Source organism: Enterobacter sp. RHBSTW-00593 (assembly GCF_013784105.1).
In the GTDB taxonomy this organism is placed as follows: domain Bacteria; phylum Pseudomonadota; class Gammaproteobacteria; order Enterobacterales; family Enterobacteriaceae; genus Enterobacter; species Enterobacter ludwigii.
Window position 1 is genome coordinate 3,119,626 of record NZ_CP056393.1, and the last position, 26,702, is coordinate 3,146,327.

General features: G+C 55.2%; 24 protein-coding genes and 1 riboswitch. Of the genes, 16 read left to right on the forward strand and 8 right to left on the reverse strand.

The window, feature by feature from the left end:
- Window positions 1-282: 282 nt before the first annotated feature.
- From HV242_RS14790 to yegS, 9 genes are all read left to right on the forward strand, one after another.
- Complete coding sequence (locus HV242_RS14790) at window positions 283-1,491, forward strand: MdtA/MuxA family multidrug efflux RND transporter periplasmic adaptor subunit (protein WP_050737051.1); 1,209 nt, start codon at window positions 283-285, stop codon at window positions 1,489-1,491.
- Window positions 1,491-4,613, forward strand: a complete 3,123-nt coding sequence (locus tag HV242_RS14795; protein WP_181616736.1) for an MdtB/MuxB family multidrug efflux RND transporter permease subunit — start codon at window positions 1,491-1,493, stop codon at window positions 4,611-4,613. The genes HV242_RS14790 and HV242_RS14795 overlap by 1 nt, the downstream gene beginning before the upstream one ends.
- The gene (gene mdtC, locus HV242_RS14800; protein ID WP_032678545.1) at window positions 4,614-7,691 is read left to right on the forward strand and encodes a multidrug efflux RND transporter permease subunit MdtC; all 3,078 of its coding nucleotides are present in this window, start codon (window positions 4,614-4,616) and stop codon (window positions 7,689-7,691) included. It abuts the gene before it with no gap.
- Window positions 7,692-9,107, forward strand: coding sequence for an MFS transporter (gene mdtD, locus HV242_RS14805; protein ID WP_014170850.1), 1,416 nt, complete (start codon window positions 7,692-7,694; stop codon window positions 9,105-9,107).
- On the forward strand, window positions 9,104-10,507 hold the full coding sequence (gene baeS, locus HV242_RS14810; protein ID WP_020883244.1) for an envelope stress sensor histidine kinase BaeS: 1,404 nt from the start codon (window positions 9,104-9,106) through the stop codon (window positions 10,505-10,507). Before mdtD ends, baeS begins: the two co-directional genes overlap by 4 nt.
- On the forward strand, window positions 10,504-11,226 hold the full coding sequence (baeR, locus tag HV242_RS14815; protein WP_014170852.1) for an envelope stress response regulator BaeR: 723 nt from the start codon (window positions 10,504-10,506) through the stop codon (window positions 11,224-11,226). The genes baeS and baeR overlap by 4 nt, the downstream gene beginning before the upstream one ends.
- A gap of 135 nt (window positions 11,227-11,361) precedes the next feature.
- A complete protein-coding gene (locus HV242_RS14820) occupies window positions 11,362-11,694 on the forward strand; it encodes a YegP family protein (protein ID WP_014170853.1) in 333 nt (110 codons plus the stop codon).
- A gap of 154 nt (window positions 11,695-11,848) precedes the next feature.
- Window positions 11,849-13,210, forward strand: coding sequence for a prephenate-dependent tRNA uridine(34) hydroxylase TrhP (trhP, locus tag HV242_RS14825; RefSeq protein WP_014170855.1), 1,362 nt, complete (start codon window positions 11,849-11,851; stop codon window positions 13,208-13,210).
- A gap of 248 nt (window positions 13,211-13,458) precedes the next feature.
- Window positions 13,459-14,358, forward strand: coding sequence for a lipid kinase YegS (gene yegS, locus HV242_RS14830; RefSeq protein WP_014170856.1), 900 nt, complete (start codon window positions 13,459-13,461; stop codon window positions 14,356-14,358).
- A gap of 54 nt (window positions 14,359-14,412) precedes the next feature.
- Here yegS and fbaB read toward each other — a convergent pair whose 3' ends face one another.
- Complete coding sequence (fbaB, locus tag HV242_RS14835; RefSeq protein WP_050737087.1) at window positions 14,413-15,465, reverse strand: class I fructose-bisphosphate aldolase; 1,053 nt, start codon at window positions 15,463-15,465, stop codon at window positions 14,413-14,415.
- A 251-nt stretch (window positions 15,466-15,716) separates the two neighbouring features.
- Between fbaB and HV242_RS14840 the strand changes: the two genes are divergently transcribed.
- Genes HV242_RS14840 through HV242_RS14850 form a run of 3 tightly spaced genes read left to right on the forward strand, consistent with a single transcriptional unit; the run spans window position 15,717 to window position 18,945 of the window.
- Window positions 15,717-16,994 carry a nucleoside permease gene (locus tag HV242_RS14840; RefSeq protein WP_020883238.1) on the forward strand — a complete coding sequence of 426 codons (1,278 nt, stop codon included), beginning with the start codon at window positions 15,717-15,719 and terminating at the stop codon, window positions 16,992-16,994.
- Window positions 16,991-17,995: an ADP-ribosylglycohydrolase family protein gene (locus HV242_RS14845; protein ID WP_020883237.1), complete on the forward strand. Its 1,005-nt coding sequence runs from the start codon at window positions 16,991-16,993 to the stop codon at window positions 17,993-17,995. The genes HV242_RS14840 and HV242_RS14845 overlap by 4 nt, the downstream gene beginning before the upstream one ends.
- On the forward strand, window positions 17,992-18,945 hold the full coding sequence (locus tag HV242_RS14850; RefSeq protein WP_020883236.1) for a PfkB family carbohydrate kinase: 954 nt from the start codon (window positions 17,992-17,994) through the stop codon (window positions 18,943-18,945). Before HV242_RS14845 ends, HV242_RS14850 begins: the two co-directional genes overlap by 4 nt.
- On the opposite strand, the gene HV242_RS14855 is transcribed toward HV242_RS14850, so the two are convergent.
- From HV242_RS14855 to thiM, 3 genes are read right to left on the reverse strand one after another with little or no spacing between them, the layout of a single operon-like run.
- Window positions 18,919-19,665 carry a GntR family transcriptional regulator gene (locus HV242_RS14855; protein WP_014170861.1) on the reverse strand — a complete coding sequence of 249 codons (747 nt, stop codon included), beginning with the start codon at window positions 19,663-19,665 and terminating at the stop codon, window positions 18,919-18,921. The genes HV242_RS14850 and HV242_RS14855 overlap by 27 nt on opposite strands.
- 42 nt (window positions 19,666-19,707) lie before the next feature.
- Entirely contained in the window at window positions 19,708-20,508 is an 801-nt protein-coding gene (gene thiD / locus HV242_RS14860; RefSeq protein WP_050737088.1) for a bifunctional hydroxymethylpyrimidine kinase/phosphomethylpyrimidine kinase, read from the reverse strand.
- Complete coding sequence (gene thiM / locus HV242_RS14865; protein WP_050737089.1) at window positions 20,505-21,275, reverse strand: hydroxyethylthiazole kinase; 771 nt, start codon at window positions 21,273-21,275, stop codon at window positions 20,505-20,507. Before thiM ends, thiD begins: the two co-directional genes overlap by 4 nt.
- 35 nt (window positions 21,276-21,310) lie before the next feature.
- Window positions 21,311-21,407, reverse strand: a riboswitch (TPP riboswitch).
- Between the two features lie 197 nt (window positions 21,408-21,604).
- On the opposite strand from thiM, the gene HV242_RS14870 reads away from it, so the two are divergent.
- On the forward strand, window positions 21,605-21,844 hold the full coding sequence (locus HV242_RS14870; protein WP_001318412.1) for an HTH-like domain-containing protein: 240 nt from the start codon (window positions 21,605-21,607) through the stop codon (window positions 21,842-21,844).
- Window positions 21,845-21,890: 46 nt separating this feature from the next.
- Complete coding sequence (locus tag HV242_RS14875) at window positions 21,891-22,322, forward strand: DUF6998 domain-containing protein (protein ID WP_032444776.1); 432 nt, start codon at window positions 21,891-21,893, stop codon at window positions 22,320-22,322.
- A 103-nt stretch (window positions 22,323-22,425) separates the two neighbouring features.
- On the opposite strand, the gene HV242_RS14880 is transcribed toward HV242_RS14875, so the two are convergent.
- The 4 genes from HV242_RS14880 to HV242_RS24290 all read right to left on the reverse strand — a co-directional run bounded on the left by HV242_RS14880 (window position 22,426) and on the right by HV242_RS24290 (window position 25,061).
- Complete coding sequence (locus tag HV242_RS14880) at window positions 22,426-23,184, reverse strand: hypothetical protein (protein WP_032161741.1); 759 nt, start codon at window positions 23,182-23,184, stop codon at window positions 22,426-22,428.
- Complete coding sequence (locus HV242_RS14885; protein ID WP_048229743.1) at window positions 23,153-23,308, reverse strand: hypothetical protein; 156 nt, start codon at window positions 23,306-23,308, stop codon at window positions 23,153-23,155. The genes HV242_RS14880 and HV242_RS14885 overlap by 32 nt, the downstream gene beginning before the upstream one ends.
- A 20-nt stretch (window positions 23,309-23,328) precedes the next feature.
- Window positions 23,329-23,520 carry a hypothetical protein gene (locus HV242_RS14890; RefSeq protein WP_072202930.1) on the reverse strand — a complete coding sequence of 64 codons (192 nt, stop codon included), beginning with the start codon at window positions 23,518-23,520 and terminating at the stop codon, window positions 23,329-23,331.
- Between the two features lie 1,346 nt (window positions 23,521-24,866).
- Window positions 24,867-25,061: a hypothetical protein gene (locus HV242_RS24290; RefSeq protein WP_248274861.1), complete on the reverse strand. Its 195-nt coding sequence runs from the start codon at window positions 25,059-25,061 to the stop codon at window positions 24,867-24,869.
- Between the two features lie 198 nt (window positions 25,062-25,259).
- Here HV242_RS24290 and HV242_RS14895 point away from each other — a divergent pair, with 198 nt between their 5' ends.
- A complete protein-coding gene (locus tag HV242_RS14895) occupies window positions 25,260-25,610 on the forward strand; it encodes a hypothetical protein (protein ID WP_032161738.1) in 351 nt (116 codons plus the stop codon).
- Window positions 25,611-25,849: 239 nt separating this feature from the next.
- Window positions 25,850-26,407: a recombinase family protein gene (locus HV242_RS14900; protein WP_181616737.1), complete on the forward strand. Its 558-nt coding sequence runs from the start codon at window positions 25,850-25,852 to the stop codon at window positions 26,405-26,407.
- Window positions 26,408-26,702: the final 295 nt, after the last annotated feature.

The window sequence follows — 26,702 nt, forward strand, 5'->3', positions numbered from 1 at the left end:
TGAAATTTTCCTAAAGACAAATTAAATAATAAAACCAATTGTTATCTTTCTCCGTTTCTCACCCGGCAGATAAATAATAAGAATATTTCAGGTGGCAGGGAATATTCCTGGTAAATTATGCACTGGCAATTGATCCGATTTGAAGGCCGTCTCACGCCGCGCCCCTCCCCCTGCCAATCAGACAAATCCAGACAGTCTTCCATATTTCCTCCATTTTTCTGCCGTGTTGCCTGACTAAACTAGTATCATTCCCCGAAGTATTCAGGATGAGAACGTATAACGATGAAAGGCAGTAACAAATCCCGCTGGGCAATCGCCGCTGGCATCATTGTGGTGGCTCTTGCCGCCGCCTGGTTCTGGCACAATGACTCTTCTGACACTTCCGCAGGTGCCAGCAGCCCATCACAGCGTCCCGCGAGTGGCGGACGTCACGGCATGCGCGGCGGTGCGCTGGCTCCCGTTCAGGCGGCTACTGCGGTAAATAAAGCGGTGCCCCGTTATCTCTCCGGGCTGGGAACCATTACCGCCGCCAACACCGTTACGGTTCGCAGCCGTGTGGACGGGCAGCTGATGGCGCTTCACTTCCAGGAAGGCCAGCAGGTTAAAGCCGGGGACTTACTGGCAGAAATTGACCCAAGCCAGTTTAAAGTCACCCTCGCGCAGGCGCAGGGCCAGCTCGCGAAAGACAAGGCCACGCTCGCGAACGCCCGACGCGATTTGGCACGCTACCAGCAACTGGTGAAAACCAACCTGGTATCGCGTCAGGAACTGGATACGCAGCAGTCTCTGGTCAGCGAAGCGCTGGGCACCCTTAAAGCTGACGAAGCCGCCGTGGCCAGCGCACAGTTACAGCTCGACTGGAGCCGCATCACCGCCCCGATTGACGGCCGCGTCGGTCTGAAGCAGGTTGATATTGGCAACCAGATTTCCAGCGGCGATACCACCGGTATCGTGGTCATCACCCAGACGCATCCTGTCGATTTAGTCTTTACCCTGCCGGAGAGCGACATCGCAACCGTGGTTCAGGCGCAAAAAGCCGGCAAAGGGCTGGTTGTGGAAGCCTGGGATCGCACCAACAAGCAAAAATTGAGCGAAGGCACCCTGCTCAGTCTGGATAACCAGATTGACACCACCACCGGCACCATCAAGTTAAAAGCCCGCTTTAACAATCAGGATGATGCGCTTTTCCCAAATCAGTTCGTGAATGCGCGGATGCTGGTCGCGACACAAGAAAATGCGGTCGTTATCCCGACGGCGGCGCTGCAGATGGGCAACGAAGGGAATTTTGTCTGGGTGCTTAACAGCGAGAATAACGTCAGCAAGCATCTGGTGAAAACCGGCATTCAGGACAGCCAGACGGTGGTGATCAGCGCCGGCCTTTCCGCAGGTGACCGCGTGGTTACCGACGGCATTGATCGTCTCACCGAGGGGGCGAAAGTCGAAGTGGTTGAAGGCCAGCAACAGCCTGCTAAGCAGGGAGCGACGTCCTGATGCAGGTTATGCCCCCGAGCTCTACAGGTGGGCCTTCACGCCTGTTTATTCTGCGCCCTGTTGCCACCACGCTGTTAATGGTGGCAATTCTGCTGGCCGGGATTATTGGCTATCGCTTCCTGCCCGTCTCGGCGCTGCCGGAAGTGGATTATCCCACCATCCAGGTGGTCACCCTTTATCCGGGTGCGAGCCCGGATGTGGTGACGTCGGCCATCACCGCGCCGCTGGAGCGCCAGTTTGGTCAGATGTCTGGCCTGAAGCAAATGTCCTCGCAAAGCTCCGGCGGAGCATCCGTGGTGACGCTGCAGTTCCAGCTTACACTCTCACTCGACGTTGCCGAACAGGAAGTACAGGCCGCGATTAACGCAGCCACCAACCTGCTGCCATCGGACCTGCCCAACCCACCGGTCTACAGCAAAGTAAACCCGGCGGATCCGCCGATCATGACGCTCGCTGTCACCTCCTCCGCTATGCCGATGACTCAGGTCGAAGACATGGTCGAAACGCGCGTGGCGCAGAAAATTTCACAGGTCTCTGGCGTGGGGCTGGTTACGCTTGCCGGCGGTCAACGTCCGGCGGTGCGCGTGAAGCTCAATGCCCAGGCCATTGCCGCGCTGGGCCTCACCAGCGAAACCATCCGCAGCGCCATCAGTAACGCCAACGTCAACTCGGCGAAAGGCTCGCTTGATGGCCCAACCCGGGCCGTCACCCTCTCGGCGAACGATCAAATGCAGTCCGCGGATGAATATCGACAGCTGATCGTCGCGTACCAGAACGGTGCGCCGGTGCGTCTGGGCGATGTGGCAACCGTTGAGCAAGGTGCGGAAAACAGCTGGCTCGGCGCCTGGGCCAACAAACAGCAGGCAATCGTGATGAACGTCCAGCGCCAGCCGGGTGCCAATATCATTGAAACCGCAGACAGCATTCGCACTATGCTGCCGCAGCTGATTGAAAGCCTGCCCAGGTCAGTTAGCGTGAAAGTACTGTCTGACCGGACCACCAATATTCGCGCGTCCGTGACTGACACCCAGTTTGAACTGATGCTGGCGATTGCGCTGGTGGTGATGATCATCTATCTGTTCCTGCGTAACGTCCCGGCGACCCTCATTCCTGCCGTCGCCGTGCCGCTCTCACTGGTGGGAACATTTGCCGTCATGGTGTTCCTCGATTTTTCGATAAATAACCTGACGCTGATGGCCCTTACCATTGCCACCGGCTTTGTGGTCGATGACGCTATCGTTGTTATCGAGAACATCTCGCGCTATATCGAAAAAGGCGAAAAACCGTTAGCCGCGGCGCTGAAAGGAGCGGGCGAGATCGGCTTTACCATTATCTCCCTCACCTTCTCACTGATTGCGGTACTGATCCCGCTGCTGTTTATGGGCGATATCGTCGGGCGTTTGTTCCGCGAATTTGCCGTGACGCTGGCCGTCGCCATTCTGATTTCCGCCGTGGTGTCACTTACCCTCACGCCGATGATGTGCGCCCGAATGCTGAGCCATGCCTCCCTGCGCAAGCAAAACCGCTTCTCGCGCGCCTCTGAGCGGATGTTCGAACGCATTATTGCCGCTTACGGGCGGGTGCTGGCGAAAGTGCTTAACCATCCATGGGCAACCCTTGGCGTGGCGCTTGGTACGCTGGCGCTCAGCGTTATGCTGTGGATTTTCATCCCGAAAGGCTTCTTTCCGATTCAGGACAACGGCATTATCCAGGGCACGCTTCAGGCACCGCAGACGGTCTCCTTCGCTAACATGGCGCAGCGTCAGCAGCAGGTGTCAGAGATCATCATGAAAGATCCGGCAGTAGAGAGCCTGACCTCGTATGTCGGTGTCGATGGCACCAACCCGTCGCTGAACAGTGCCCGCCTGCAGATCAACCTAAAACCGCTTGACGATCGCGACGACCGCGTGCAGACGGTGATCGACCGCCTGCAAACTGCCGTAGCGCGCGTCCTGGGTATTGAGCTGTACCTCCAGCCGATTCAGGATTTAACCATCGATACCCAGGTGAGCCGTACCCAGTACCAGTTCACGCTGCAGGCCACCACCCTTGATGCACTCAGCACCTGGGTACCGCAACTGGTGGATAAACTCAACGCCCTGCCGCAGCTCTCGGACGTCAGCAGCGACTGGCAGGACAAAGGGCTGGCGGCATATGTGAACGTCAACCGTGATACCGCCAGTCGGCTTGGGATCACCATGGCCGACGTGGATAACGCGCTGTATAACGCTTTCGGTCAGCGTCTGATCTCCACCATCTATACCCAGGCGAATCAGTATCGCGTGGTGCTGGAACACAACACGGAAAACACGCCCGGCCTGGCCGCGCTCGATTCGGTGCGCCTGACCAGCAAAGACGGGGGCATCGTGCCCCTCAGCGCCATCGCGACGGTAGAGGAGCGCTACACACCGCTGTCGATTAACCATCTGGATCAGTTCCCGTCCACCACCATCTCGTTTAACGTACCGGACGGTTATTCGCTGGGCGAAGCGGTGGAGTCCATTCTGGCCGCAGAGAAGACGCTGAACTTCCCGTCCGATATTCAGACCCAGTTCCAGGGCAGCACGCTGGCGTTCCAGGCCGCGCTGGGCAACACCATCTGGCTGATTGTCGCGGCCGTGGTGGCGATGTATATCGTGCTCGGTGTGCTGTATGAAAGCTTTATTCACCCTATTACCATCCTCTCCACCCTGCCAACGGCGGGCGTGGGGGCGCTGCTGGCATTGATGCTGGCGGGGAGCGAGCTGGACGTGATTGCCATCATTGGGATCATCCTGCTTATCGGGATCGTGAAGAAAAACGCCATCATGATGATCGACTTTGCCCTTGCCGCCGAGCGCGAGCAGGGGATGTCGCCGCGCGAGGCAATTTTCCAGGCCTGCCTGCTGCGTTTTCGCCCGATCCTGATGACCACGCTCGCCGCCCTGCTAGGTGCCCTGCCGCTGATGCTCAGTACCGGTGTTGGTGCCGAGCTGCGTCGTCCGCTGGGGATTGGTATGGTCGGTGGCCTGCTGGTAAGCCAGGTCCTGACCCTGTTCACCACGCCGGTTATTTATCTGCTGTTTGACCGTCTGGCGCTGTGGACGAAAAGCCGCTTCCCGAAACGTGAAGAGGAGGCGTAAATGAAGTTTTTCGCCCTCTTCATTTATCGCCCGGTGGCGACGATTTTACTCTCACTCGCCATCACCCTGTGCGGCGTCCTGGGCTTCCGGCTGCTGCCGGTGGCCCCGCTGCCGCAGGTGGATTTCCCGGTGATCATGGTCAGCGCCTCGCTGCCCGGTGCATCACCGGAAACCATGGCCTCGTCGGTTGCCACACCGCTGGAACGTTCACTCGGGCGAATTGCCGGGGTCAACGAGATGACCTCCAGCAGCTCGCTTGGCAGCACGCGCATCATTCTGGAATTCAGCTTCGACCGGGATATTAACGGCGCCGCGCGCGATGTGCAGGCGGCGATCAACGCCGCGCAGAACCTGCTACCGAGCGGGATGCCGGGCCGTCCGACATACCGTAAAGCGAACCCGTCCGATGCGCCGATCATGATCCTGACGCTTACCTCGGACACCTATTCGCAGGGGCAACTGTACGATTTCGCCTCCACCCAACTGGCGCAGACTCTCGCCCAGATTAACGGCGTGGGTGATGTCAGCGTTGGCGGAAGCTCTCTGCCCGCCGTGCGCGTGGGCTTAAACCCGCAGGCGCTGTTTAACCAGGGTGTTTCCCTGGACGATGTGCGCTCCGCCATCAGCAATGCAAACGTGCGCAAACCGCAGGGGGCCATTGAGGACAGTAGCCACCGCTGGCAGATCCAGACTAACGATGAGCTGAAAACCGCTGCGGAATACCAGCCGCTGATCATTCACTACAACAACGGTGCGGCGGTGCGCCTGAGCGATGTCGCGAGCGTCACCGACTCGGTGCAGGACGTGCGAAACGCCGGGATGACCAACGCCAAACCGGCCATTTTACTGATGATCCGCAAGCTGCCGGAAGCCAACATTATTGAGACGGTGAACGGTATCCGCGCGAGATTGCCGGAACTCCAGCAGACCATCCCGGCGGCGATCGATCTGCAGATTGCCCAGGATCGTTCCCCCACCATTCGCGCCTCGCTCGAAGAGGTGGAGCAGACGCTTGTGATCTCCGTTGCGCTGGTGATTCTGGTGGTCTTCCTGTTTCTGCGTTCAGGCCGGGCCACGCTGATCCCTGCGGTGGCTGTGCCTGTCTCGCTGATAGGGACCTTCGCGGCGATGTACCTGTGCGGATTTAGCCTTAACAACCTGTCGCTGATGGCGCTGACGATTGCCACCGGCTTCGTGGTGGATGATGCCATTGTGGTGCTGGAGAACATCTCGCGCCATCTGGAGGCGGGGATGAAACCGCTGCAGGCCGCACTGCAGGGAACGCGTGAAGTGGGCTTTACGGTACTGTCGATGAGCCTGTCGCTGGTGGCGGTGTTCCTGCCGTTACTGCTAATGGGCGGCCTGCCTGGCCGGCTGTTACGGGAGTTTGCCGTCACGCTCTCGGTCGCCATCGGTATTTCATTGATTGTGTCCCTCACGCTTACGCCGATGATGTGCGGCTGGATGTTAAAACGCAGCAAGCCACACTCTCAGCCGCGCCGTAAGGGGTTTGGTCGCTTCCTGCTGGCGATGCAGGAGAGCTATGGTAAGTCTCTGAAGTGGGTGCTGAGGCATACGCGCATTGTCGGCCTGGTGCTGATTGGCACCATCGTGCTCAACGTCTGGATGTACATTACTATCCCGAAAACCTTCTTCCCGGAGCAGGACACCGGGGTGCTGATGGGCGGGATCCAGGCAGACCAGAGTATTTCGTTTCAGGCCATGCGCGGCAAGCTGCAGGACTTTATGAAGATCATCCGCGAAGATAAAGCGGTAGATAACGTAACCGGCTTTACCGGCGGTTCACGGGTGAACAGCGGGATGATGTTTATCACCCTGAAGCCGCGTGACGAGCGCAATGAAACCGCCCAGCAGGTTATCGACCGCCTGCGCGTGAAGCTCGCCAAAGAGCCGGGCGCAAATCTGTTTTTGATGGCCGTTCAGGATATCCGCGTCGGCGGGCGTCAGGCTAACGCCAGCTATCAGTACACGTTACTCTCTGACGATTTAGCCGCCCTGCGCGAGTGGGAGCCTAAGATCCGCAAGGCGCTGGCCGCCCTGCCACAGCTGGCGGACGTTAACTCCGATCAGCAGGACAACGGCGCAGAAATGGCGCTGACCTACAATCGTGAAACCATGTCACGTCTGGGGATTAACGTCGATGCCGCCAACAGCCTGCTGAACAATGCCTTCGGCCAGCGTGAGATTTCCACCATCTACCAGCCCATGAACCAATACAAGGTGGTGATGGAGGTGGACCCGCGTTACACCCAGGACATCAGCGCGCTGGACAAAATGTTTGTGATTAATAACGACGGTAAGGCGATCCCGCTCTCTTACTTTGCCAGCTGGCAGCCGGCGAACGCGCCGCTGTCGGTGAACCACCAGGGCCTTTCGGCGGCATCGACCATCTCCTTTAACCTGCCAGCCGGTTCGTCCCTCTCTGAGGCCAGCGATGCGATCAACCGTGCGATGACCCAGCTTGGCGTGCCGTCCACGGTACGCGGCAGTTTTGCCGGTACCGCGCAGGTGTTCCAGGAGACCATGAATTCGCAGGTGATTTTGATTCTGGCGGCCATTGCGACAGTCTATATCGTGCTGGGCGTGCTTTATGAAAGCTACGTCCATCCGCTGACCATTCTCTCCACGCTGCCGTCGGCGGGCGTCGGGGCGCTGCTGGCGCTGGAGCTGTTCGGCGCGCCCTTCAGCCTGATTGCGCTGATTGGTATCATGCTGTTAATTGGCATCGTGAAGAAAAACGCCATCATGATGGTGGACTTCGCGCTGGACGCCCAGCGAAATGGCAACCTGACGCCAGAAGAGGCCATATTCCAGGCCTGTCTGCTGCGTTTTCGTCCGATCATGATGACCACGCTGGCGGCGCTGTTTGGCGCGCTGCCGCTGGTGATTTCCAGCGGTGACGGCTCAGAATTGCGCCAGCCGCTGGGGATCACAATTGTCGGGGGGCTGGTGATGAGCCAGCTGCTGACGCTCTACACCACGCCGGTGGTCTATCTGTTCTTTGACCGTCTGCGGGTGCGTTTTTCGCGTAAAAACAGAACGACGGTAACCGAATAAATGACCGACCTCCCACGTCACGTGCGCTGGCAGCTGTGGATTGTCGCCTTCGGCTTCTTTATGCAGTCGCTGGATACAACCATCGTCAATACCGCCCTCCCCTCGATGGCAAAAAGCCTGGGGGAGAGTCCGCTGCATATGCATATGGTGATTGTCTCCTATGTATTAACGGTGGCCGTTATGCTTCCGGCCAGCGGCTGGCTGGCGGACAAAGTGGGCGTGCGGAATATCTTTTTCACCGCCATCGTGCTGTTTACCACAGGCTCGCTGTTTTGCGCCCAGGCGAATACGCTGGATCAGCTGGTGATGGCCCGCGCGTTACAGGGCATTGGCGGGGCGATGATGGTGCCTGTCGGGCGGCTGACGGTGATGAAGATTGTGCCCCGCGAGCAGTACATGGCCGCAATGACCTTCGTCACCCTGCCCGGCCAGGTCGGCCCGCTGCTTGGCCCGGCGCTGGGTGGAGTGCTGGTGGAGTATGCCTCCTGGCACTGGATCTTCTTAATCAACCTGCCGGTGGGCATCATCGGCGCGATTGCCACCCTGATGCTGATGCCTAACTACACCATGCAGACCCGGCGCTTTGATTTCCTGGGTTTTATCCTGCTGGCGGCGGGGATGGCGATGCTCACCCTCGCGCTTGATGGCCAAAAAGGCCTCGGGATTTCAGCCCTGACGCTTGGCCTTCTGGTGGCGCTCGGCATTACCGCTATCCTGTGGTACCTCTGGCATGCCAGAGGTAACGAGAGCGCGTTGTTCACGCTCGATCTGTTTAAAAACCCCACCTATCGTCTGGGCCTGTTCGGGAGCTTTGCCGGGCGCGTCGGCAGCGGCATGTTGCCCTTTATGACGCCGGTCTTTTTGCAGATTGGAATGGGATTTTCACCGTTTCACGCCGGGTTGATGATGATCCCGATGGTACTTGGCAGCATGGGAATGAAACGCATCGTGGTGCAGGTGGTTAACCGTTTTGGTTATCGCCACGTCCTGGTTGCCGCGACGCTTGGGTTGGCCCTGGTGAGCCTGCTGTTTATGGCCGTGGCGCTGCTGGGCTGGTACTACGCGCTGCCGCTGGTGCTGTTCTGCCAGGGCATCATTAACTCTGTGCGCTTTTCATCAATGAATACCCTGACGTTAAAAGCACTCCCGGATGACCTAGCGAGCAGCGGAAACAGCCTGCTGTCGATGATCATGCAGCTCTCCATGAGCGTAGGGGTGACCCTTGCCGGTTTACTGCTCGGCATGTACGGACAGCATCATCTCAGCGTCGACACGCCGGTCGCCCATCAGGTCTTTTTGTATACCTATCTCAGCATGGCGGTGATTATCGCCCTGCCCGCGTTCATCTTCGCCAGAGTGCCGGATGATACCCGTAAGAACGTCGTTATCCGACACGGCAAAAGGAGTGCACCATGAAATTCTGGCGTCCGGGCATTACCGGTAAACTCTTTGTGGCGATATTTGCCACCTGTATCGTGCTGCTGGTCACCATGCACTGGGCCGTGCGGGTCAGTTTCGAACGGGGTTTTATTGATTACATTAAGCATGGTAATGAACAGCGTTTACAGGGGCTGAGCGATGCGCTGAGCGATCAGTATGCCCTGCACGGTAACTGGCGTTTTCTGCGCAATAACGACCGCTTCGTATTCCAGATCCTGCGCTCGCTTGAGCATGATACCGGTGACGATCGCCCGGGGCCCGGGATGCCGCCGCACGGCTGGCGCACCCAGTTCTGGGTGATAGACCAGGATATGCGCGTACTGGTTGGCCCGCGCGCGCCCATTCCGCCGGATGGCACAAAGCGGGCGATCACAGTGAATAACGCCACCGTCGGCTGGGTGATCGCCTCGCCGGTTGAACGCCTGACGCGCAACACCGATATCAACTTTGATCGCCAGCAGCGCCGCACCAGCTGGTTGATTGTCGCGCTCTCCACCCTGCTGGCCGCGCTCGCGACCTTCCCGCTGGCCCGCGGTCTGCTCGCGCCGGTTAAACGGCTGGTGGAAGGGACGCATAAGCTGGCCGCCGGGGATTTCTCCACCCGCGTCGATACCCGTAGCCAGGACGAACTCGGCAAGCTGGCGCAGGACTTTAACCAGCTCGCCAGCACCCTGGAAAAAAACCAGCAGATGCGACGCGATTTTATGGCTGATATTTCCCATGAACTCCGCACGCCGCTGGCGGTGCTGCGCGGCGAGCTGGAAGCTATTCAGGACGGCGTGCGTCAGTTCACTCCCGAATCGGTGGCCTCGCTGCAGGCGGAAGTGGGCACGCTGACCAAACTGGTCGATGACCTCCACCAGCTCTCCATGTCGGACGAAGGCGCGCTGGCCTACCAGAAAGCGCCCGTCGATGTGATAAACGTGCTGGAGGTGGTAAGCGGTGCCTTCCGCGAACGTTTCGCCAGCCGCAACCTGAAAATCGATCTCTCACTGCCTGACAGTGCCGTGGTGTTTGGCGACAAAGACCGCCTGATGCAGCTGTTCAACAATCTGCTGGAAAATAGCCTGCGCTACACCGACAGCGGCGGTGGCCTGCATATTTCCGGCAAACAAGAAAACGGGCATTTTGCCCTGACCTTTGCGGATTCAGCCCCCGGCGTGCAGGATGCACAGCTGGAAAAACTGTTTGAGCGATTTTATCGCACCGAAGGCTCCCGCAATCGCGCCAGCGGCGGGTCCGGTCTGGGACTGGCGATTTGCGTAAACATCGTCGAGGCCCATAATGGCACGATCCGCGCCGCCCATTCGCCTTTTGGCGGGGTAAGCATTACAGTAGAGTTACCTCTGGAACGGGATTTATCGAGAGAAGCATGACCGAGTTACCGATTGACGAAAACACGCCACGCATTTTGATTGTCGAAGACGAGCCGAAGCTCGGGCAGTTACTGATCGACTATTTACGCGCGGCAAGCTATGCCCCCACGCTTATCAGCCATGGCGATCAGGTGCTGCCTTATGTGCGCCAGACGCCGCCGGACCTGATCCTGCTGGATCTGATGCTCCCCGGAACCGATGGCCTGACCCTGTGCCGGGAAATTCGTCGCTTCTCAGACGTGCCGGTGGTGATGGTGACGGCGAAAATCGAAGAGATCGACCGCCTGCTGGGCCTCGAAATTGGCGCGGATGATTACATCTGCAAGCCATACAGCCCGCGTGAAGTGGTCGCGCGCGTAAAAACCATTCTGCGCCGCTGTAAGCCCCATCGTGAACTGCAGGTACTGGACGCGGAAAGCCCACTTATCGTCGATGAAAGCCGTTTCCAGGCGAGCTGGCGCGGCAAGCTACTGGATCTCACCCCAGCCGAATTCCGCCTGTTGAAAACCCTCTCCCACGAGCCGGGGAAGGTCTTCTCCCGCGAGCAACTGCTGAACCGTCTGTATGATGATTACCGCGTCGTGACTGACCGTACTATCGACAGCCATATTAAAAACCTGCGCCGCAAGCTGGAAGCGCTCGACGCGGAGCAGTCATTTATCCGCGCGGTGTATGGCGTGGGCTATCGATGGGAAGCCGATGCCTGCAGGATAGCCTGAGCATTTAGCTTACCGAACCCGCCTGCTGGCGGGTTTTTCATTTCTGGAAAGCAACGAAGAATCAACCATACTCACATTACCGGTTCGCTTATTGATAACTGGTGCAGATAATTCCACTTCGTTCAAGGAGTTCCTATGTCTGGTTGGTTCGAGTTAAACAAAAGCAGTGATGGTCAGTTCAGGTTTGTTCTCAAAGCAGGAAACGGAGAAACGATCCTGACCAGTGAGCTTTACACCACCAAAAATTCCGCCGAAAACGGTATCGCCTCCGTTCGCACCAATAGCCCTTCTGATGAACGTTATGAGAAGAAAGTGGCCACCAACGGTAAATTCCACTTCAATCTGAAGGCCGGGAATCATCAGGTTATTGGCAGCAGCCAGATGTATGCCTCAGAACAGTCGCGAGATAAAGGCATCGCGTCGGTCAAAACTAACGGTTCAAGCCAGACGGTAAAAGACAATACCTGACGACACGCCTCCGGCCGGGTTAGCGATGGTACGACCCGGCGCTTTACCTCCCTGTCCCTCAGCGCTACAATGCCCGCCCTTAAAGTGGGGGATCTCCCCTTACCGCTGCACCTGGTGCATGCGGATCTGACCTGTCATCAGAACGAGAACAAACATGTTTAAACCGGAACTCCTTTCCCCGGCGGGAACGCTGCAAAATATGCGTTACGCTTTCGCCTATGGTGCTGACGCCGTCTATGCTGGCCAGCCGCGCTACTCGCTGCGCGTACGTAACAATGAATTCAACCACGAGAACCTGCAACTCGGCATTAACGAAGCACATGCCCTGGGCAAAAAATTCTACGTGGTGGTCAACATTGCGCCGCATAACGCCAAGTTGAAAACGTTCATCCGCGATCTGAAGCCGGTGGTTGATATGGGACCGGACGCGCTGATCATGTCGGACCCGGGTTTAATCATGCTGGTTCGGGAGAACTTCCCGGAGATGGATATTCACCTCTCCGTTCAGGCCAACGCCGTTAACTGGGCAACGGTGAAATTCTGGAAACAGATGGGGCTGACCCGCGTCATTCTGTCTCGTGAACTTTCGCTGGAAGAGATTGAAGAGATCCGCACGCAGGTGCCGGATATGGAAATCGAAATCTTCGTTCACGGCGCGCTGTGCATGGCCTACTCCGGTCGTTGCCTGCTCTCGGGATACATCAACAAGCGTGACCCGAACCAGGGTACCTGCACCAATGCCTGCCGCTGGGAATATAACGTTCAGGAAGGCAAAGAAGACGACATCGGCAATATCGTCCACAAACATGAGCCGATCCCGGTGACCAACGTGGAGCCAACCTTAGGCATCGGCGCGCCAACTGACAGCGTGTTCATGATTGAAGAAGCCAAACGTCCGGGTGAGTACATGACCGCCTTTGAAGACGAGCATGGCACTTATATCATGAACTCCAAAGACCTGCGTGCGATTGCGCACGTTGAGCGTCTGACGCAGATGGGCGTGCATTCCCTGAAAATTGAAGGCCGTACCAAGTCCTACTACTACTGCGCGCGTACTGCTCAGGTGTACCGTAAAGCCATCGACGATGCCGCTGCCGGCAAGCCGTTCGATACCAGCCTGCTGGAAACCCTGGAAGGCCTGGCGCATCGCGGTTATACCGAAGGCTTCCTGCGTCGTCACACCCATGACGATTACCAGAACTACGAACACGGCTATTCCGTTTCCGAGCGCCAGCAGTTTGTCGGTGATTTTACCGGTGAGCGCAAAGGTGCGCTGGCCGCCGTGGCGGTGAAGAACAAATTCACCAAAGGCGACAGCCTGGAGTTGATGACCCCGCAGGGCAACATGAACTTCACCCTGGAACATCTGGAAAACGGTAAAGGCGAAGCAATTGACGTGGCGCCAGGCAATGGCCATACCGTCTGGCTGCCGGTACCCGAAGAAGTGGAGCTGGAGTTTGCGCTGCTGATGCGTAATTTCAACGGTGAAAGTACCCGTAACCCGCACAGTAAATAATCAAGCAGGGAAATTTTTTCGCGCTGGGATAATTCTTAGAATCGGATCACATACCGCTTCGTTCAATACGGGTATTATCCCCCCGCTGAAAAACATAACCCATAAATGCTAGCTGTACCAGGAACCACCTCCTTAGCCTGCGTAATCTCCCTTACGCGGGCTTATTTTTTCCCTTTCATCCTGTTCTTACCCGCTTTTTTCCTCCCTGCTATACACTCTTACTAACGCTAAAAAAGGGAGCAGCGCGGATGGCAATCTATCCAGACAGTTTATTGATTCTCAATGGCAAAAGTGCGGGCAACGATTTGTTGCGCCAGGCAGTGACGGATTTGCGTGAAGACGGTGCGCGTATACACGTGCGAGTGACGTGGGAAAAAGGTGATGCGGCACGCTATATCGACGAAGGTCTGAAGCTCGGGGTCGAAACCATTATTTCTGGCGGGGGCGATGGCACCATTAATGAAATTGCCGGCGCTCTGATAGATCTTCCCGCAACCGACCGCCCGGTGATGGGCATTTTGCCGCTCGGTACGGCCAACGATTTCGCCACCAGCGCCGGCATCCCCGAAGAACTGGGAAAAGCCCTGCAGCTGGCTATCCTCGGCAAAGCCACCGCCGTGGATATTGCTCAGGTGAATGAAAAAACCTGTTTTATCAATATGGCGACCGGTGGATTCGGGACGCGCATTACCAGCGAAACCCCTGAAAAGCTGAAGGCAGCGCTGGGCGGCGTCTCGTATCTGATCCATGGCCTGATGCGCATGGATACCCTGAAGCCGGACCGCTGTGAGATTCACGGCGAGAACTTTCAGTGGCAGGGTGATGCGCTGGTGATTGGTATCGGCAATGGCCGTCAGGCAGGTGGCGGACAGCAGTTATGCCCGGAGGCGCTGATCAATGATGGTCAGTTACAGCTGCGTATTTTCACGGGTGATGGCCTGCTGCCTGCGCTGTTTACCACCCTGACCCAGCCAGAAGAGAGCCCGAATATTATTGCCGGTAAATCCGCGTGGTTTGAAGTGAATGCCCCACACGGCATGACGTTTAATCTTGACGGAGAGCCGCTGAGCGGGAAGCAGTTCCGCATTGAGGTGTTACCGGGCGCGCTACAGTGCCGGCTGCCACCGGACTGCCAGCTTCTGCGTTGACAGTGTGGCCGGGCGGCGGTAACGCCTGACCCGGCCAGCGTTTTACAAAAAGTCTTAAGCGACAGTCACTTTGCTGTCCAGGTACACATCCTGCACGGCATTGATCAGCTTCACGCCGTCAGCCATCGATTTTTTAAACGCCTTACGGCCCAGGATCAGCCCCATACCGCCCGCGCGCTTATTGATAACCGCCGTGCGCACCGCGTCGGAGAGATCGGTGTCGCCACCCGCCGCACCACCGGAGTTAATTAACCCGGCACGTCCCATATAGCAGTTCGCCAGCTGATAACGCACCAGGTCGATAGGGTTTTCGCTGGTCAGTTTGCTGTAGACCCGGTCATCGGTGTAACCGAAGTTTACCGCTTTATAACCGCCGTTATTTTCCGCCATCTTCTGCTTCACGATGTCCGCGCCAATGGTTGCCGCCAGATGGTTCGCCTGGCCGGTCAGGTCGGCAGAAACGTGGTAGTCCACTCCGTCTTTCTTAAATGCGGAGTTACGCAGATACGCCCACAGAACGGTGACCATACCCAGCTCATGCGCGCGTTCGAAGGCAGCAGAAATTTCTTCAATCTGGCGACGCGACTGCTCAGAACCAAAGTAGATCGTCGCCCCGACCGCTACCGCACCCATATTGAACGCCTGCTCTACGCTGGCGTAAAGCGTCTGATCGTATTCGGTCGGGTAGCTCAGGGTTTCGTTGTGATTTAGTTTGACGAGGAATGGAATGCGGTGGGCATAGCGACGCGATACGGAGGCCAGTACGCCATAGGTGGACGCCACGCAGTTACAGCCCGCTTCTATCGCCAGTTCGACGATGTTCTTCGGATCGAAATACAGCGGGTTCGCCGCAAAGGAGGCGCCCGCGGAGTGCTCAACGCCCTGGTCAACCGGCAGAATAGAAAGATACCCGGTTCCCCCCAGTCGCCCGGTATTATAGAGGGTCTGCATATTTCGCAGTACCGCAGGCGGACGGTTGTTATCAACCATCACGCGGTCGACGTAATCGTGGCCAGGCAGATAAAGCTGGTCGGCTGGAATGGTCATACAACGATGCTGTAAAAGGCTGTCGGCGTCTTTGCCAAGCAACTGCGCAATATCAGTCATGTGATGCTCCCGTAAGCCCGACGTGATGTCGGTGAGTGTTTATCCAGACCCATAGCGTTATGGGCAGACTAAGCCTGGTACCGACTTAACAGATTTTCCACCATTTGCATTTTTTTTCAGCACAATCTGCTGGCTCGATTCGTGTACAACAAAACTGTTACATTGATCAAACAATCACCGCAAAGGTATTTAAAAGGTATTATTAGGTGGTATGTTAAAGGCGTACCCTCTCTGACATGCAGGATTAAACAATGAAAACGAAAGTCCAACTGTCATTCATGATGTTTGTTGAATGGTTTATCTGGGGCGCGTGGTTTGTACCGCTGTGGCTGTGGCTGAGCAAAAGCGGTTTTACCGCCGGGGAAATTGGCTGGTCTTATGCCTGTACCGCGATTGCCGCGATCCTCTCCCCCATTCTGGTGGGTTCACTGACCGACCGCTTTTTCGCTGCGCAGAAAGTACTGGCCGTACTGATGTTCGCCGGTGCCATCGTGATGTACTTCGCCGCACAGCAAACCCAGTTCAGCACCTTTTTCCCGCTGCTGCTGATTTACTCCCTGACCTATATGCCGACCATTGCGCTGACCAACAGTATTGCCTTCGCCAATGTGGATGATGTGGAGGCTGATTTCCCGCGTATCCGCGTGATGGGCACCCTCGGCTGGATCGCCTCGGGACTGGCGTGCGGTTTCCTGCCGCAGATGATGGGCTATAACGACATTTCCGATACCAATATTCCGCTGCTGATGACGGCGGGCAGCTCCGCCCTGCTCGGTGTCTTTGCGCTGTTCCTGCCGAACACCCCGCCGAAGAGTACCGGCAAGATGGATTTCAAAGTCATGCTGGGGCTGGATGCGCTGATCCTGCTGCGCGATAAAAACTTCCTGGTGTTCTTCTTCTGCTCATTTCTGTTCGCAATGCCGCTGGCCTTCTATTACATCTTTGCCAACGGCTATCTCACCGAAGTGGGGATGAAAAACGCCACCGGCTGGATGACGCTCGGCCAGTTCTCCGAAATCTTCTTTATGCTGGCGCTGCCGTTCTTCACCAAACGCTTTGGTATTAAGAAGGTCTTGCTGCTGGGCCTGCTCACCGCCGCCATCCGCTATGGCTTCTTTGTTTACGGTGGTGCCGACCAGTACTTCACCTATGCCCTGCTGTTCCTCGGCATTTTGCTGCATGGCGTGAGCTACGACTTCTACTATGTGACCGCGTATATCTACGTGGATAAAAAAGCGCCGGTGCATATGCGCACCGCCGCACAAGGCCTGATTACGCTGTGCTGTCAGGGGTTTGGTAGCCTGTTAGGTTACCGCCTGGGCGGCGTGATGATGGAAAAAATGTTCGCATACAAAGAGCCGGTGAATGGGTTGACCTTCAACTGGGCCGGAATGTGGGCATTCGGAGGGATCATGATTGCCGTGATCGCCGTGCTGTTTATGCTGTTTTTCCGCGAATCGGACAAAGAGATCACCGCAATTGAGGTGGTTGAAGGCGATACCGCGCTGACACGAGGGGAAGTTAAATGAAACAAGAACGTGTTCTCGGTGCCCTTTACGGGCAAGCGTTAGGGGATGCGATGGGCATGCCGTCGGAGCTTTGGCCGAGAAAGCGCGTCAAAGCGCACTTCGGCTGGATCGACCGTTTTTTACCCGGACCGGCTGAAAATAACGCCGCCTGCTATTTTAAGCAGGCAGAATTCACCGACGATACGTCAATGGCGTTATGCCTGGCGGATGCGATTATCGAATGCGACGGGCAGATCAACGCAGATGTTATCGGCAAACATATTCTGCACTGGGCGGAGTCGTTCGATGCGTTTAACAAGAATGTGTTAGGTCCGACATCGAAGATTGCGCTTAACGCTATTCGTGACGGCAAGCCGGTCAGTGAGCTGGAAAACAACGGCGTCACCAACGGTGCGGCGATGCGCGCCTCTCCGCTGGGCTGCCTGCTGCCGGCCACGCGTCTGGAGCACTTTGTCGCAGAGGTGGCGCTGGCCTCCAGCCCGACCCATAAATCCGACCTCGCGATTGCCGGCGCGGTGGTGATAGCCTGGGCAGTGTCGCGTGCCATTGACGGTGAACGCTGGCAGAACATCGTCGATGCCCTGCCAGGTATTGCCCGCTACGCACAGGAAGCGAAAACAACCACCTTCAGCGCATCGCTGGCGGCACGGATTGAGCTCGCCCTTAAGACCGTGCGTGAAGCCAACGGCATCGATTCCGCCAGCGAGCAGGTTTACCAGCTTATTGGCGCGGGCACCAGCACGCTTGAGTCGGTTCCAGCGGCGATTGCGATGGTCGAACTGGCAGGCACCGACCCGAACCGCTGCGCCATTTTGTGTGCCAACCTCGGCGGTGATACGGACACCATCGGCGCGATGGCGACGGCAATCTGCGGTGCGCTTCACGGCGTACAGGCGATTGACCCGGCGTACAAGGAGGAACTCGACGCCGTAAACCGCCTCGACTTTAACCACTACTGTGAAAAACTGCTGCACTTCCGGGAGCAAAGGGAGGGCGTATGAGTGCTTTTGCTGCACGCCTTGAAACACTGCACGCCACTCGCCCGGTCACGGTGTTGGGTGCCGCGGTCATCGACGTGATCGCCGACGCCTATGCCCTGCCCTGGCGCGGGTGTGATATCGAACTCAAACAACAGGGTGTCAATATCGGCGGCTGTGCACTAAATATTGCTATTGCGCTGAAACGGCTCGGGATCGCCGCGCAAAACGCGCTCCCCGTCGGCCACGGAGTGTGGGCAGACATCATCCGTAACGCCATGGCAAAACAGGATCTGCACAGCGTCGTTGAAGTAGAAACGGGCGACAACGGCTGGTGTCTGGCGCTGGTCGAACCGGACGGTGAGCGGACCTTTATGTCGTTTAGCGGCGTGGAGAACCAGTGGCAACAGCGCTGGCTGGATGCGCTGCACGTGCCGCCTGAAAGCCTGGTCTACCTCTCAGGCTATCAGCTGGCGTCACCGTGCGGAGAGCTCCTGACGGACTGGCTGGAAGGCCTGGAAAACGTTACCGCGTTTATCGACTTTGGGCCGCGCATTGCCGATATTCCTGATGCGCTGATGGCGCGGATCATGGCCTGTAAGCCGATGGTATCGCTTAATCGCCAGGAAGCGGAGATGGCAGCGGGACGATTTGGCATGGAAGCTGAAACACTCGGCCCGCAGTGGCTACAGCGGTTTAGTTCTGCGCTGATTATTCGCCACGATAAAGACGGTGCCGCCTGGTATGAGGGTGATAAATCGGGCTACGTTCCGGCGTTTCCCGCAACCGTCGTCGACACGATCGGTGCGGGCGACAGCCACGCCGGTGGCACGCTTGCCGGGCTGGCGGCAGGATGGTCGCTGGCTGATGCCGTTACGCTTGGCAACGCAGTGGCGGCCTGGGTCGTTAGCCACCGCGGCGGCGACTGCGCGCCAGGGCGCGAGGCGTTACTCCTCGCACACAAAGACGTATAAATCGCTACGGCAGTAGCTGATGCTGAACTCAATGGGCCGGTTCTGCTGATCAAGTGCAACCTGCTTGATCACCAGCACCGGGATTTTGTCATCCATGCGGATATGCGTCTGAAACTCGCTGTCCGGCATGCGGGCACTGACGCGCGAGCGGGTGCGCTGCGGGAAGATATTCTGGCTACGGAAGTAGTCATACAGGGAAATCCCAATTGCATCCGGATCGTGAATCAACCCTACCGGCACCCAGGACTCCTCAATCGATACGGCGTCATCATCCACATAGCGGATGCGCTTAAGCAAAAAGACCTCGCTCTCCGGCGGCACTGACAGCTGGCTGGCCACCTCTTCCGGGCATTTCACCACCCGTTTATTCACCCACAGCGTGTTGGGTTTTTTGCCGCGCAGCACCACCTGCTGAGAAAAACCGCGCGCTTCCTTGAGCGAGTATTCAAAGATGTTATTGATTTGCGTCCCGTAGCCGCGGGCGCGCGTCACTACGCCCTCGGCTTCCAGAGCCTGCATCGCTTTGCGCACGGTAATGCGCGACACGCCGGTTAACTGACTGAGATCGCGCTCGCCGGGCAGTATATTCCCATGCTCCAGCACCCCGTTGCGTACCGCGTTTTTTACCGTTTCGGCAAATTTCAGATACAGCGGCGTGTTGTCCGGGGCGGCAATGCGTTCATTCAGTTGGTCGATTAACCGGGTATGCGCTTGTTCCATCTCTGTTTTTCTCAGGCCTGGTGTGTGTTGCCAGTATACGGCTTACCACCAGGCATGAAAATGGTGTACCGGACCAATACCGTGACCAACCTCGAGAGTATCGGCTTTTGCCAGCGCTTCGGAGAGCCAGATTTTAGCGTCGCGGACCGTATCCCTCCAGTTGTCACGACGAGGGCGCAAAGCCGCCAGCGCGGCAGAGAGCGTGCAGCCGGTCCCGTGGGTGTTTTTGGTCTGTACCCGCGGGGCCGTGAAACGCAGCGCACCGTCGTGGGTAAACAACCAGTCAGGGCTTTCTTCATCATCAAGATGACCGCCTTTCATCAGCACGGCGCCGCAGCCCATCGCCAGGAGCGCATTCCCCTGCTCTTTCATTTCGCGCTCATTCTGCGCGTGCGGCGCATCCAGCAGCGCAGCGGCTTCAGGCAGATTAGGCGTGATAAGCGCAACCTGCGGCAGCAGCTTATTTCGCAGCGTCTCGACGGCGGAGGCGGACAGCAGCGGGTCACCGCTTTTTGCCAGCATCACGGTATCCAGCACCACGTTTTGCACCTGGTAACGTTTAAGCCGTTCTGCCACCGCTTCAACAATGTCGGTCTCGGCCAGCATCCCAATCTTGGTGGTGTCGATTCGCACATCGCTGAAAACCGAATCCAGCTGTGCGGCGACAAAGTCCGGCTCAATGCGGTAAACCGACTGCACGCCACGCGTATTTTGCGCCACCAGCGCGGTAATCACCGAGCAGCCGTATGCGCCGAGTGCGGAGAAAGTTTTCAAATCAGCCTGAATGCCCGCGCCGCCGCTTGGGTCGGTACCGGCAATGGTAAGGGCGTTAATCCGTTTCATACCCGTTCCTCCAGAGTGTAGAGCGCGTCGAGGAACGCGCTGGCAAAACTGCCGGGACCACCAGACCGGGTGACGGCCGCCGTTCCGGCACGTTTCATCCATCCGCAGGCGGCGGCGATGTTATCCAGCCGGTCACCGGGAAGCGAGCAGCTCGCCGCCACGACTGCCGAGAGCGCGCATCCCGTTCCCACCACGCGGGTCATTATCGGGTCACCGCCCACGACCGTGCGGGTGCGCTGCCCGTCGGTGACGTAATCCCGTTCACCGGTGACCACCACAATGGCATTCGTCTGGCGAGCCAGCGCCTGCGCGGCAGGCAGCGCAGTTGCCGCCGTGTCGGCGGTATCGACGCCGCGCCCGCCCGCACTCATCCCGGCAAGGGCGAGAACTTCCGAGGCATTGCCGCGAATGGCCGCCGGTTTCAGGGCGAGAATTTGGTGGCAAAAACGGGTGCGGAACGTCAGCGCCCCTACGGCAACCGGGTCAAGCGTCCAGGGTTTCCCTGCTGCCACTGCACTCTCAATCGCCCGGCGCATCGACTGGGCGCGCGGCGCCGTCAGCGTCCCGACGTTAATCAGCAGGGCATCTGCGAGCGCGGAAAACTGCTCGGCCTCTTCGGCTTCAATCACCATAGCCGGGGAAGCGCCAAGCGCCAGTAACACATTGGCCGTAAAGGTCTGTACCACATCGTTGGTCATACAGTGGGTAAGTGGGGAACGGGTTCGAAACTGATGTAAAACGTGTAAATCGAGCAGGTCAGGCTGCATGGTATCGCTCCTGCCGTGCGTGAAGAAGCGATGACCGGGAAGGCATCTGACTTCCCTACGCTGGCATTATCCAGATCAGGTGGTACGGGTATTTCTCAGCCCATCAGCGATGGGGCACCCCGAGTCATGTAGATTGAATCTCTATACTTTTTGCCAGCTTAGGGTAAGTTGCTTGCTGTTGCAAGCCCGCCCTTCCGGTTATCGCTTCTTCACGCTGTACCCCACCTTGTACCTCAGTTTGTACCCCATATCTGTATGACAAAACCCCTTGATTATCTAAATTAGCTAATTTATATTATTTATCTAAACTTGATAAGTGAGATATACAAATGACAGAAACCCAGATCTACGAGAACATTAAGCAAGCCATCAACAGCGCACCGCGAAATGGTCAAACGGTTGAAATGCACCTCCAGATGATCAAATACGCCGACCACCTGAAAAACGTCACTGCTAAAGAGTTTTGCGAGGGTGTGGGACTTAAAGCCAGTTTTGGTACTGAATTCAGCAAAATGAGGAATCTCACCGAACGGCTTAAAGCCGCTGGGCTTGATACCTCGAAGCTGTGATTAACAAGATCATCGGTATCTACGTTTAGTTAACGAGGTTAGATGGATGAGTGCACGTGAAGCATATCGGCAGTATCGAGAAGCGGTGACTGCTTGCAAGGGCATTTTTGCCCGAGGTGGTAATGTCACTGGTGATTATGGTGAACATCTCGTAAAGCAACTTTATGGCGGTGAATTATTGCCAAACTCCCATAAAAGCGCCGATGTAAGATTAGGCGATGGCACGCTATTGCAGGTCAAAACCAGAGTCAATAAAACCCAGTTAGGCGGAATTCGCTCCTGGGATTTCGATTACCTGATCGGTATTCAGCTTAATGACGATGCCGAAGTCATGTTGGCAGTTCGTGTCCCTGTAGATGTTTGTCGCCAAATTGCCGGATATGCCAGCCATGATAACAAATTTGTGATCCATCTTAATGGCGTGCTTCTTAAAACGCCTGGCGTAGAAAACGTCACTGAAGAGTTTCAGTCAGTGTAATCCCTAAGTGTTCGTTTTTTTCTTTTCTGGATGCGGGTGGCAATGTACCAGACAGCGCGAAAGAATAAGAAGATGTAGAGCTGGGTAATCATAATCCTCCTGGTTAAAATGGTATTGAATCAAAATCTTCTTCCGTTTGCGGAGTAAAGACTTCTGTTCTTCCAGTGCGTTCAGAAACCACTCTGGAAATTAGTTGGTAGGCTGCGTTCTCATCACCCATTGTCTCTGTTAGCGCCCATTTCACAGCGGCATCTGGTGGTTGTCCATTCGGTTTGCAAATAGCTACACCGCCCCAGGGAAACTCTGGCCTGTCCTGCTGAATGGGCATCGTTGGTGCCGATTGATAATCAAAGTCATCCCAGGCACAAGGAATGTCATCCCAATCAGGAATTGACTGTTCCTCTGCGGCCTTAACTGGCTCAGGGGCTGGCACTTCGTCAGACACTGCTACAGGCAGCTGCTCTGTTAATGCTTCTGGTGGGGTAATGTGAGCATCGGTGAAAGGAAATGCAGTGTAAATGCTCGTTTGCCCTTTCCTGTCCTCGACGTGGACAACTCCCAAATCTTCAAACATCCTGATAATGTTTCGTGCCTGTCGAGCCTCCACCCTGCCAACTTTGCCTAATGTATCTTGGTTGGCGTAGCATTCTTTACCTTGCTCGTTAAGTCCTGCGATAAAGCTATAAATTGCTATCGCTGAGGCGGTGGCTTTATATCTTTTCCCAGATGGCGAATACCAATATCGAAACATCGTCAGCCAGCTTTCAGTGGCTACGTATCTTTGTTTACCTTTGGCACGGCGGCTTTGCGCTTTTGCTTCTTCAATGGTTTTAACTGCGGGTGTTGATTTCTGTTTTGTCATTTGTTTCCTCTTTAGTAAGGACGGTGGTTAATAGTTCGTTTACCAATTTTGGGATCGATTTCCCTTCTGCGTTGGCACGCTGTAATAAAGATTGGAAAGTTGCTGAGTCAAAGTTGATCTTCATTGTCTGTTCCTTTTTCTGGGTTAGCTGGTCACTGGCGTGAAGTTTGGCGTTGCTCGCCATTCGTCAAAGCGTCGGATCGCTTCCTCGAACATCTCCACTCTATCGGGCTGTTCATTCTTACGCGCCCGGACAAGTGAACTGTAAACAAGTGTTCGTGTTGTTCGGCCTGTGATCAAATCTGCGTAGATTTGGTCAACGTTGAAGTAACGCATGTTATTTGCTCCTGTTTGGTTTTCTCCAGACGCAAAAAAGCCCCCGCACCAAACACCTGGTGGAGGCTGCAATTCATGCGTGATGGAATGTTGTTAGATGGAGGTTCAAATGATAACGCTTATCACTATACTTCTCATAGTACACTAAAGACGCACCTGTTGTCAAGATATTTTTCAATAACTTCTAAAAAGTCAAGCGCATTAAGTGCTTTATACAAAAAGTTGATGGTTGCTGTAAACTGAAATTTATGGTAGAAATTGCCACCAGAGAAGACAGCCACAAGAAACACAAAAAAACAGCCTGTAACGCTCTCTGCGACGTTCTGAGGCTTTCAGGCTACCATTCATCACCCACCCTCTTTAATCGCTCTACGGGCTTCCTGTGCGTTCTGGTGACGTATGGCGCACCTCTGGCACTTATCCCAACCCCAAGAACCCATAACACGACTACAGAAGTAGGAGGGTTAACAGGAGATTGGTTGGTTGGCTTGGTGAACTGGAACCGTAGCATGGTGAACAGTGAACTTTAGCCTCTGACTTGCTGAAACCTTACATGGATGAACGTTAGTTCATGAATGGATGGTTGAGGTTAGTCAGCTTATCAGGTGGTCAATCAACGGTAGTTGGTTGGTCAGATGATAATTCCGCGCACAGCGCTAAGATTCTTGTGCAACCGTTTCACGGTGGCAAAGCCATTGCACAATACAGATGTTAAGAGAACGCTGTCGCTTGTTCCATGAGCGGTACGGGGCTGACCGAGGAGCCAACCAAAGGCGAAACAGGTCACTTGCCCGGAGAGTACCGAGCAGGGACAATGCAAAAAAGATGATGATGATTATTATTCTTGCGCGGGGTAGCCTGACCTAAGTCAGCGCAAATATCAGAAGATCTTAAAGATTATAAAGATAGAGTATTAATTAGGTTATTAACTATAGTATTGGTGGCAATCATTGCCGGGGTAGGAAGGTAAACATTGCCGGGGTAGTGCGGCATTGATTGCCGGGTACATAGGTAACTATTGCCTACCCTCAGCCCTTCACCCAACGGTAGAGCGTCGCCCTGCTCACTGCGTACCGTCCATACAACAACCCTAAGATTAATCCTACTAAAGCGATGGTTAATAATGGTAAACCCACTGGTAATTCGCATTTAAAGAAGCACCATTGATGTGGGGTAAAGCTGCCATACCCACCGAGATCATAACAATTAAAACTATCACCTACCGTGCATAAAACCTTGCTCCGTGCGGGATTCACAGAAATGATAATAAAATCATTATGATGCTTATGTTAAGCAAACTGCCTTGATTCGAATTTTAAATTACCCGTCTCGTTTTATCCCAGCGACTACCGAGCATCATCAGTGTCAAATGTCTTCGCAAATGGGCACTTGCCCTTTGTTACGTAGGTGAACAGGTAAATGCTGTTCTGGTATGTGCAGAGCGTCTTTCCGCTCTCCGTCGTTTCCTGCTGGGGATCGGTCATTGTGATCTGCCCTGCTACCGCCAACGGTGAAAACAGTAGTCCTGACATCACCAACATTGCCTTATTCATAAGTCCTACTCCAGTTGATTGTTATCGTCGAATGACTCAGTGCTCAATATTTATACCATAGCATTGTGCCACTCAAATCGATCGATTTTACTGATCTATAAGATCGATTTTATTAATTAAAGTGGTAAGATAAGGTAATGCGCTAACAGCGCCTTGTCACCAAATCAAACAAGAATAAGGAAGACCATGAAAAGATTGATTCTCGCGGCGCTGATCGCTCTCCCCTTCGTCTCAAGTGCAACCACATTCACCTGTAAGGCGATCCAGGAAGGGCAGATCGATTCTGGTAGCCAAAAATCCTCAGTCGAGACTCGTCTTGATGTTCAGGACAAAAGTATGAAAGTGAGCATGGGTGGTAAAACCTGGCGGCTGGGTTTCATTGGAGAGAAAAGTATTGCGAAGATGTACGCCACCCCAGACGGTGGAATAGCGGTTACTTACATCGACAACGGCAGTGATCCAATTTTCGTTATGCGCCCAACTAACAACGATGGTGAAACGGCACTTTACACGCTGAGCCTGTGTTCTGAGATCTAAACGAAGGCGTGAGCAATCACGCCCAATAAGTTGACCATCAATTCCAAGTTTCCAACCTCCACATATTCTCGTTCTAAGCCTCCATTCTTAAACCTTTGCTATCCAGTCTCAAAACCATCTCCTTTTAAGACCACACCGACGCAACGAAAGAATGCGGCTTCGCCTTGTCTCAAAAGGTTGATCTTTTATTTTGAGACGACTATTATTTTGATACTACCTTTTGAGACTTAGAGAACATCATGACAACTGTGATCGGATATGTGCGAGTTTCCACCCGCGACCAAAACGTTGAAAACCAGAAGCAGCAGATAGCCGATGCTGGTTATAGCGTTACTCGCTGGTTCAGTGATGAAGCGGTGAGTGGTGCAATCAAGGCTGGAGAGCGTCCAGGGTTTGGTGAACTACTCAGTTATGTACGAGAAGGCGATACGTTGATCGTGATTGCTATAGACCGCCTGGGGCGTAACACGATTGATGTTCTTTCTACCGTCGAAAAGTTGCAGACGAAAGGCGTGAAAGTTGTCAGCTTGCGTGAAGGGTTCGACCTGTCAACGCCAGTTGGTAAAGCGATGCTCACTATGATGGCAGGACTTGCCAGCCTGGAAAAAGATCTGATCGCAGAGCGTAGAACAGCAGGTATCAAGCGTGCTCAATCAGAGGGCAAGCATTGTGGCAGACCTATCAAGGCAACCGTAGAACAGGTGAAGGAATTGCTGGATCAAGGTTTCTCTCCAGCAGTGGTACAACGTAGATTAGGTATAAGCAAAGCCACCTTCTACCGATTAAAGGCAATATGAGCATCCTCACTGATATTTGAGAATTCTGAGTACTAAGGTAGGGAGTTGGATAAATTAGAGCTTAGCAGTTCAAGTAACAAGGCAACTTACTCACAGTAGAAGCGACTAAGGGTGCTAAATAGGTCCAAAGTAGTGGACTACTACAGTCTTGGCTCATTTGCGTATACCCAAAAGAAACAATGGGACATTTATCCAATAAATATTCATTTCAATATCAAATTATTTACTGGCGATATTTTATCCAGTTAAAAGATAGAGATCGGGGAGAAAATGAAATTGCTTAATGCTTTAAGCG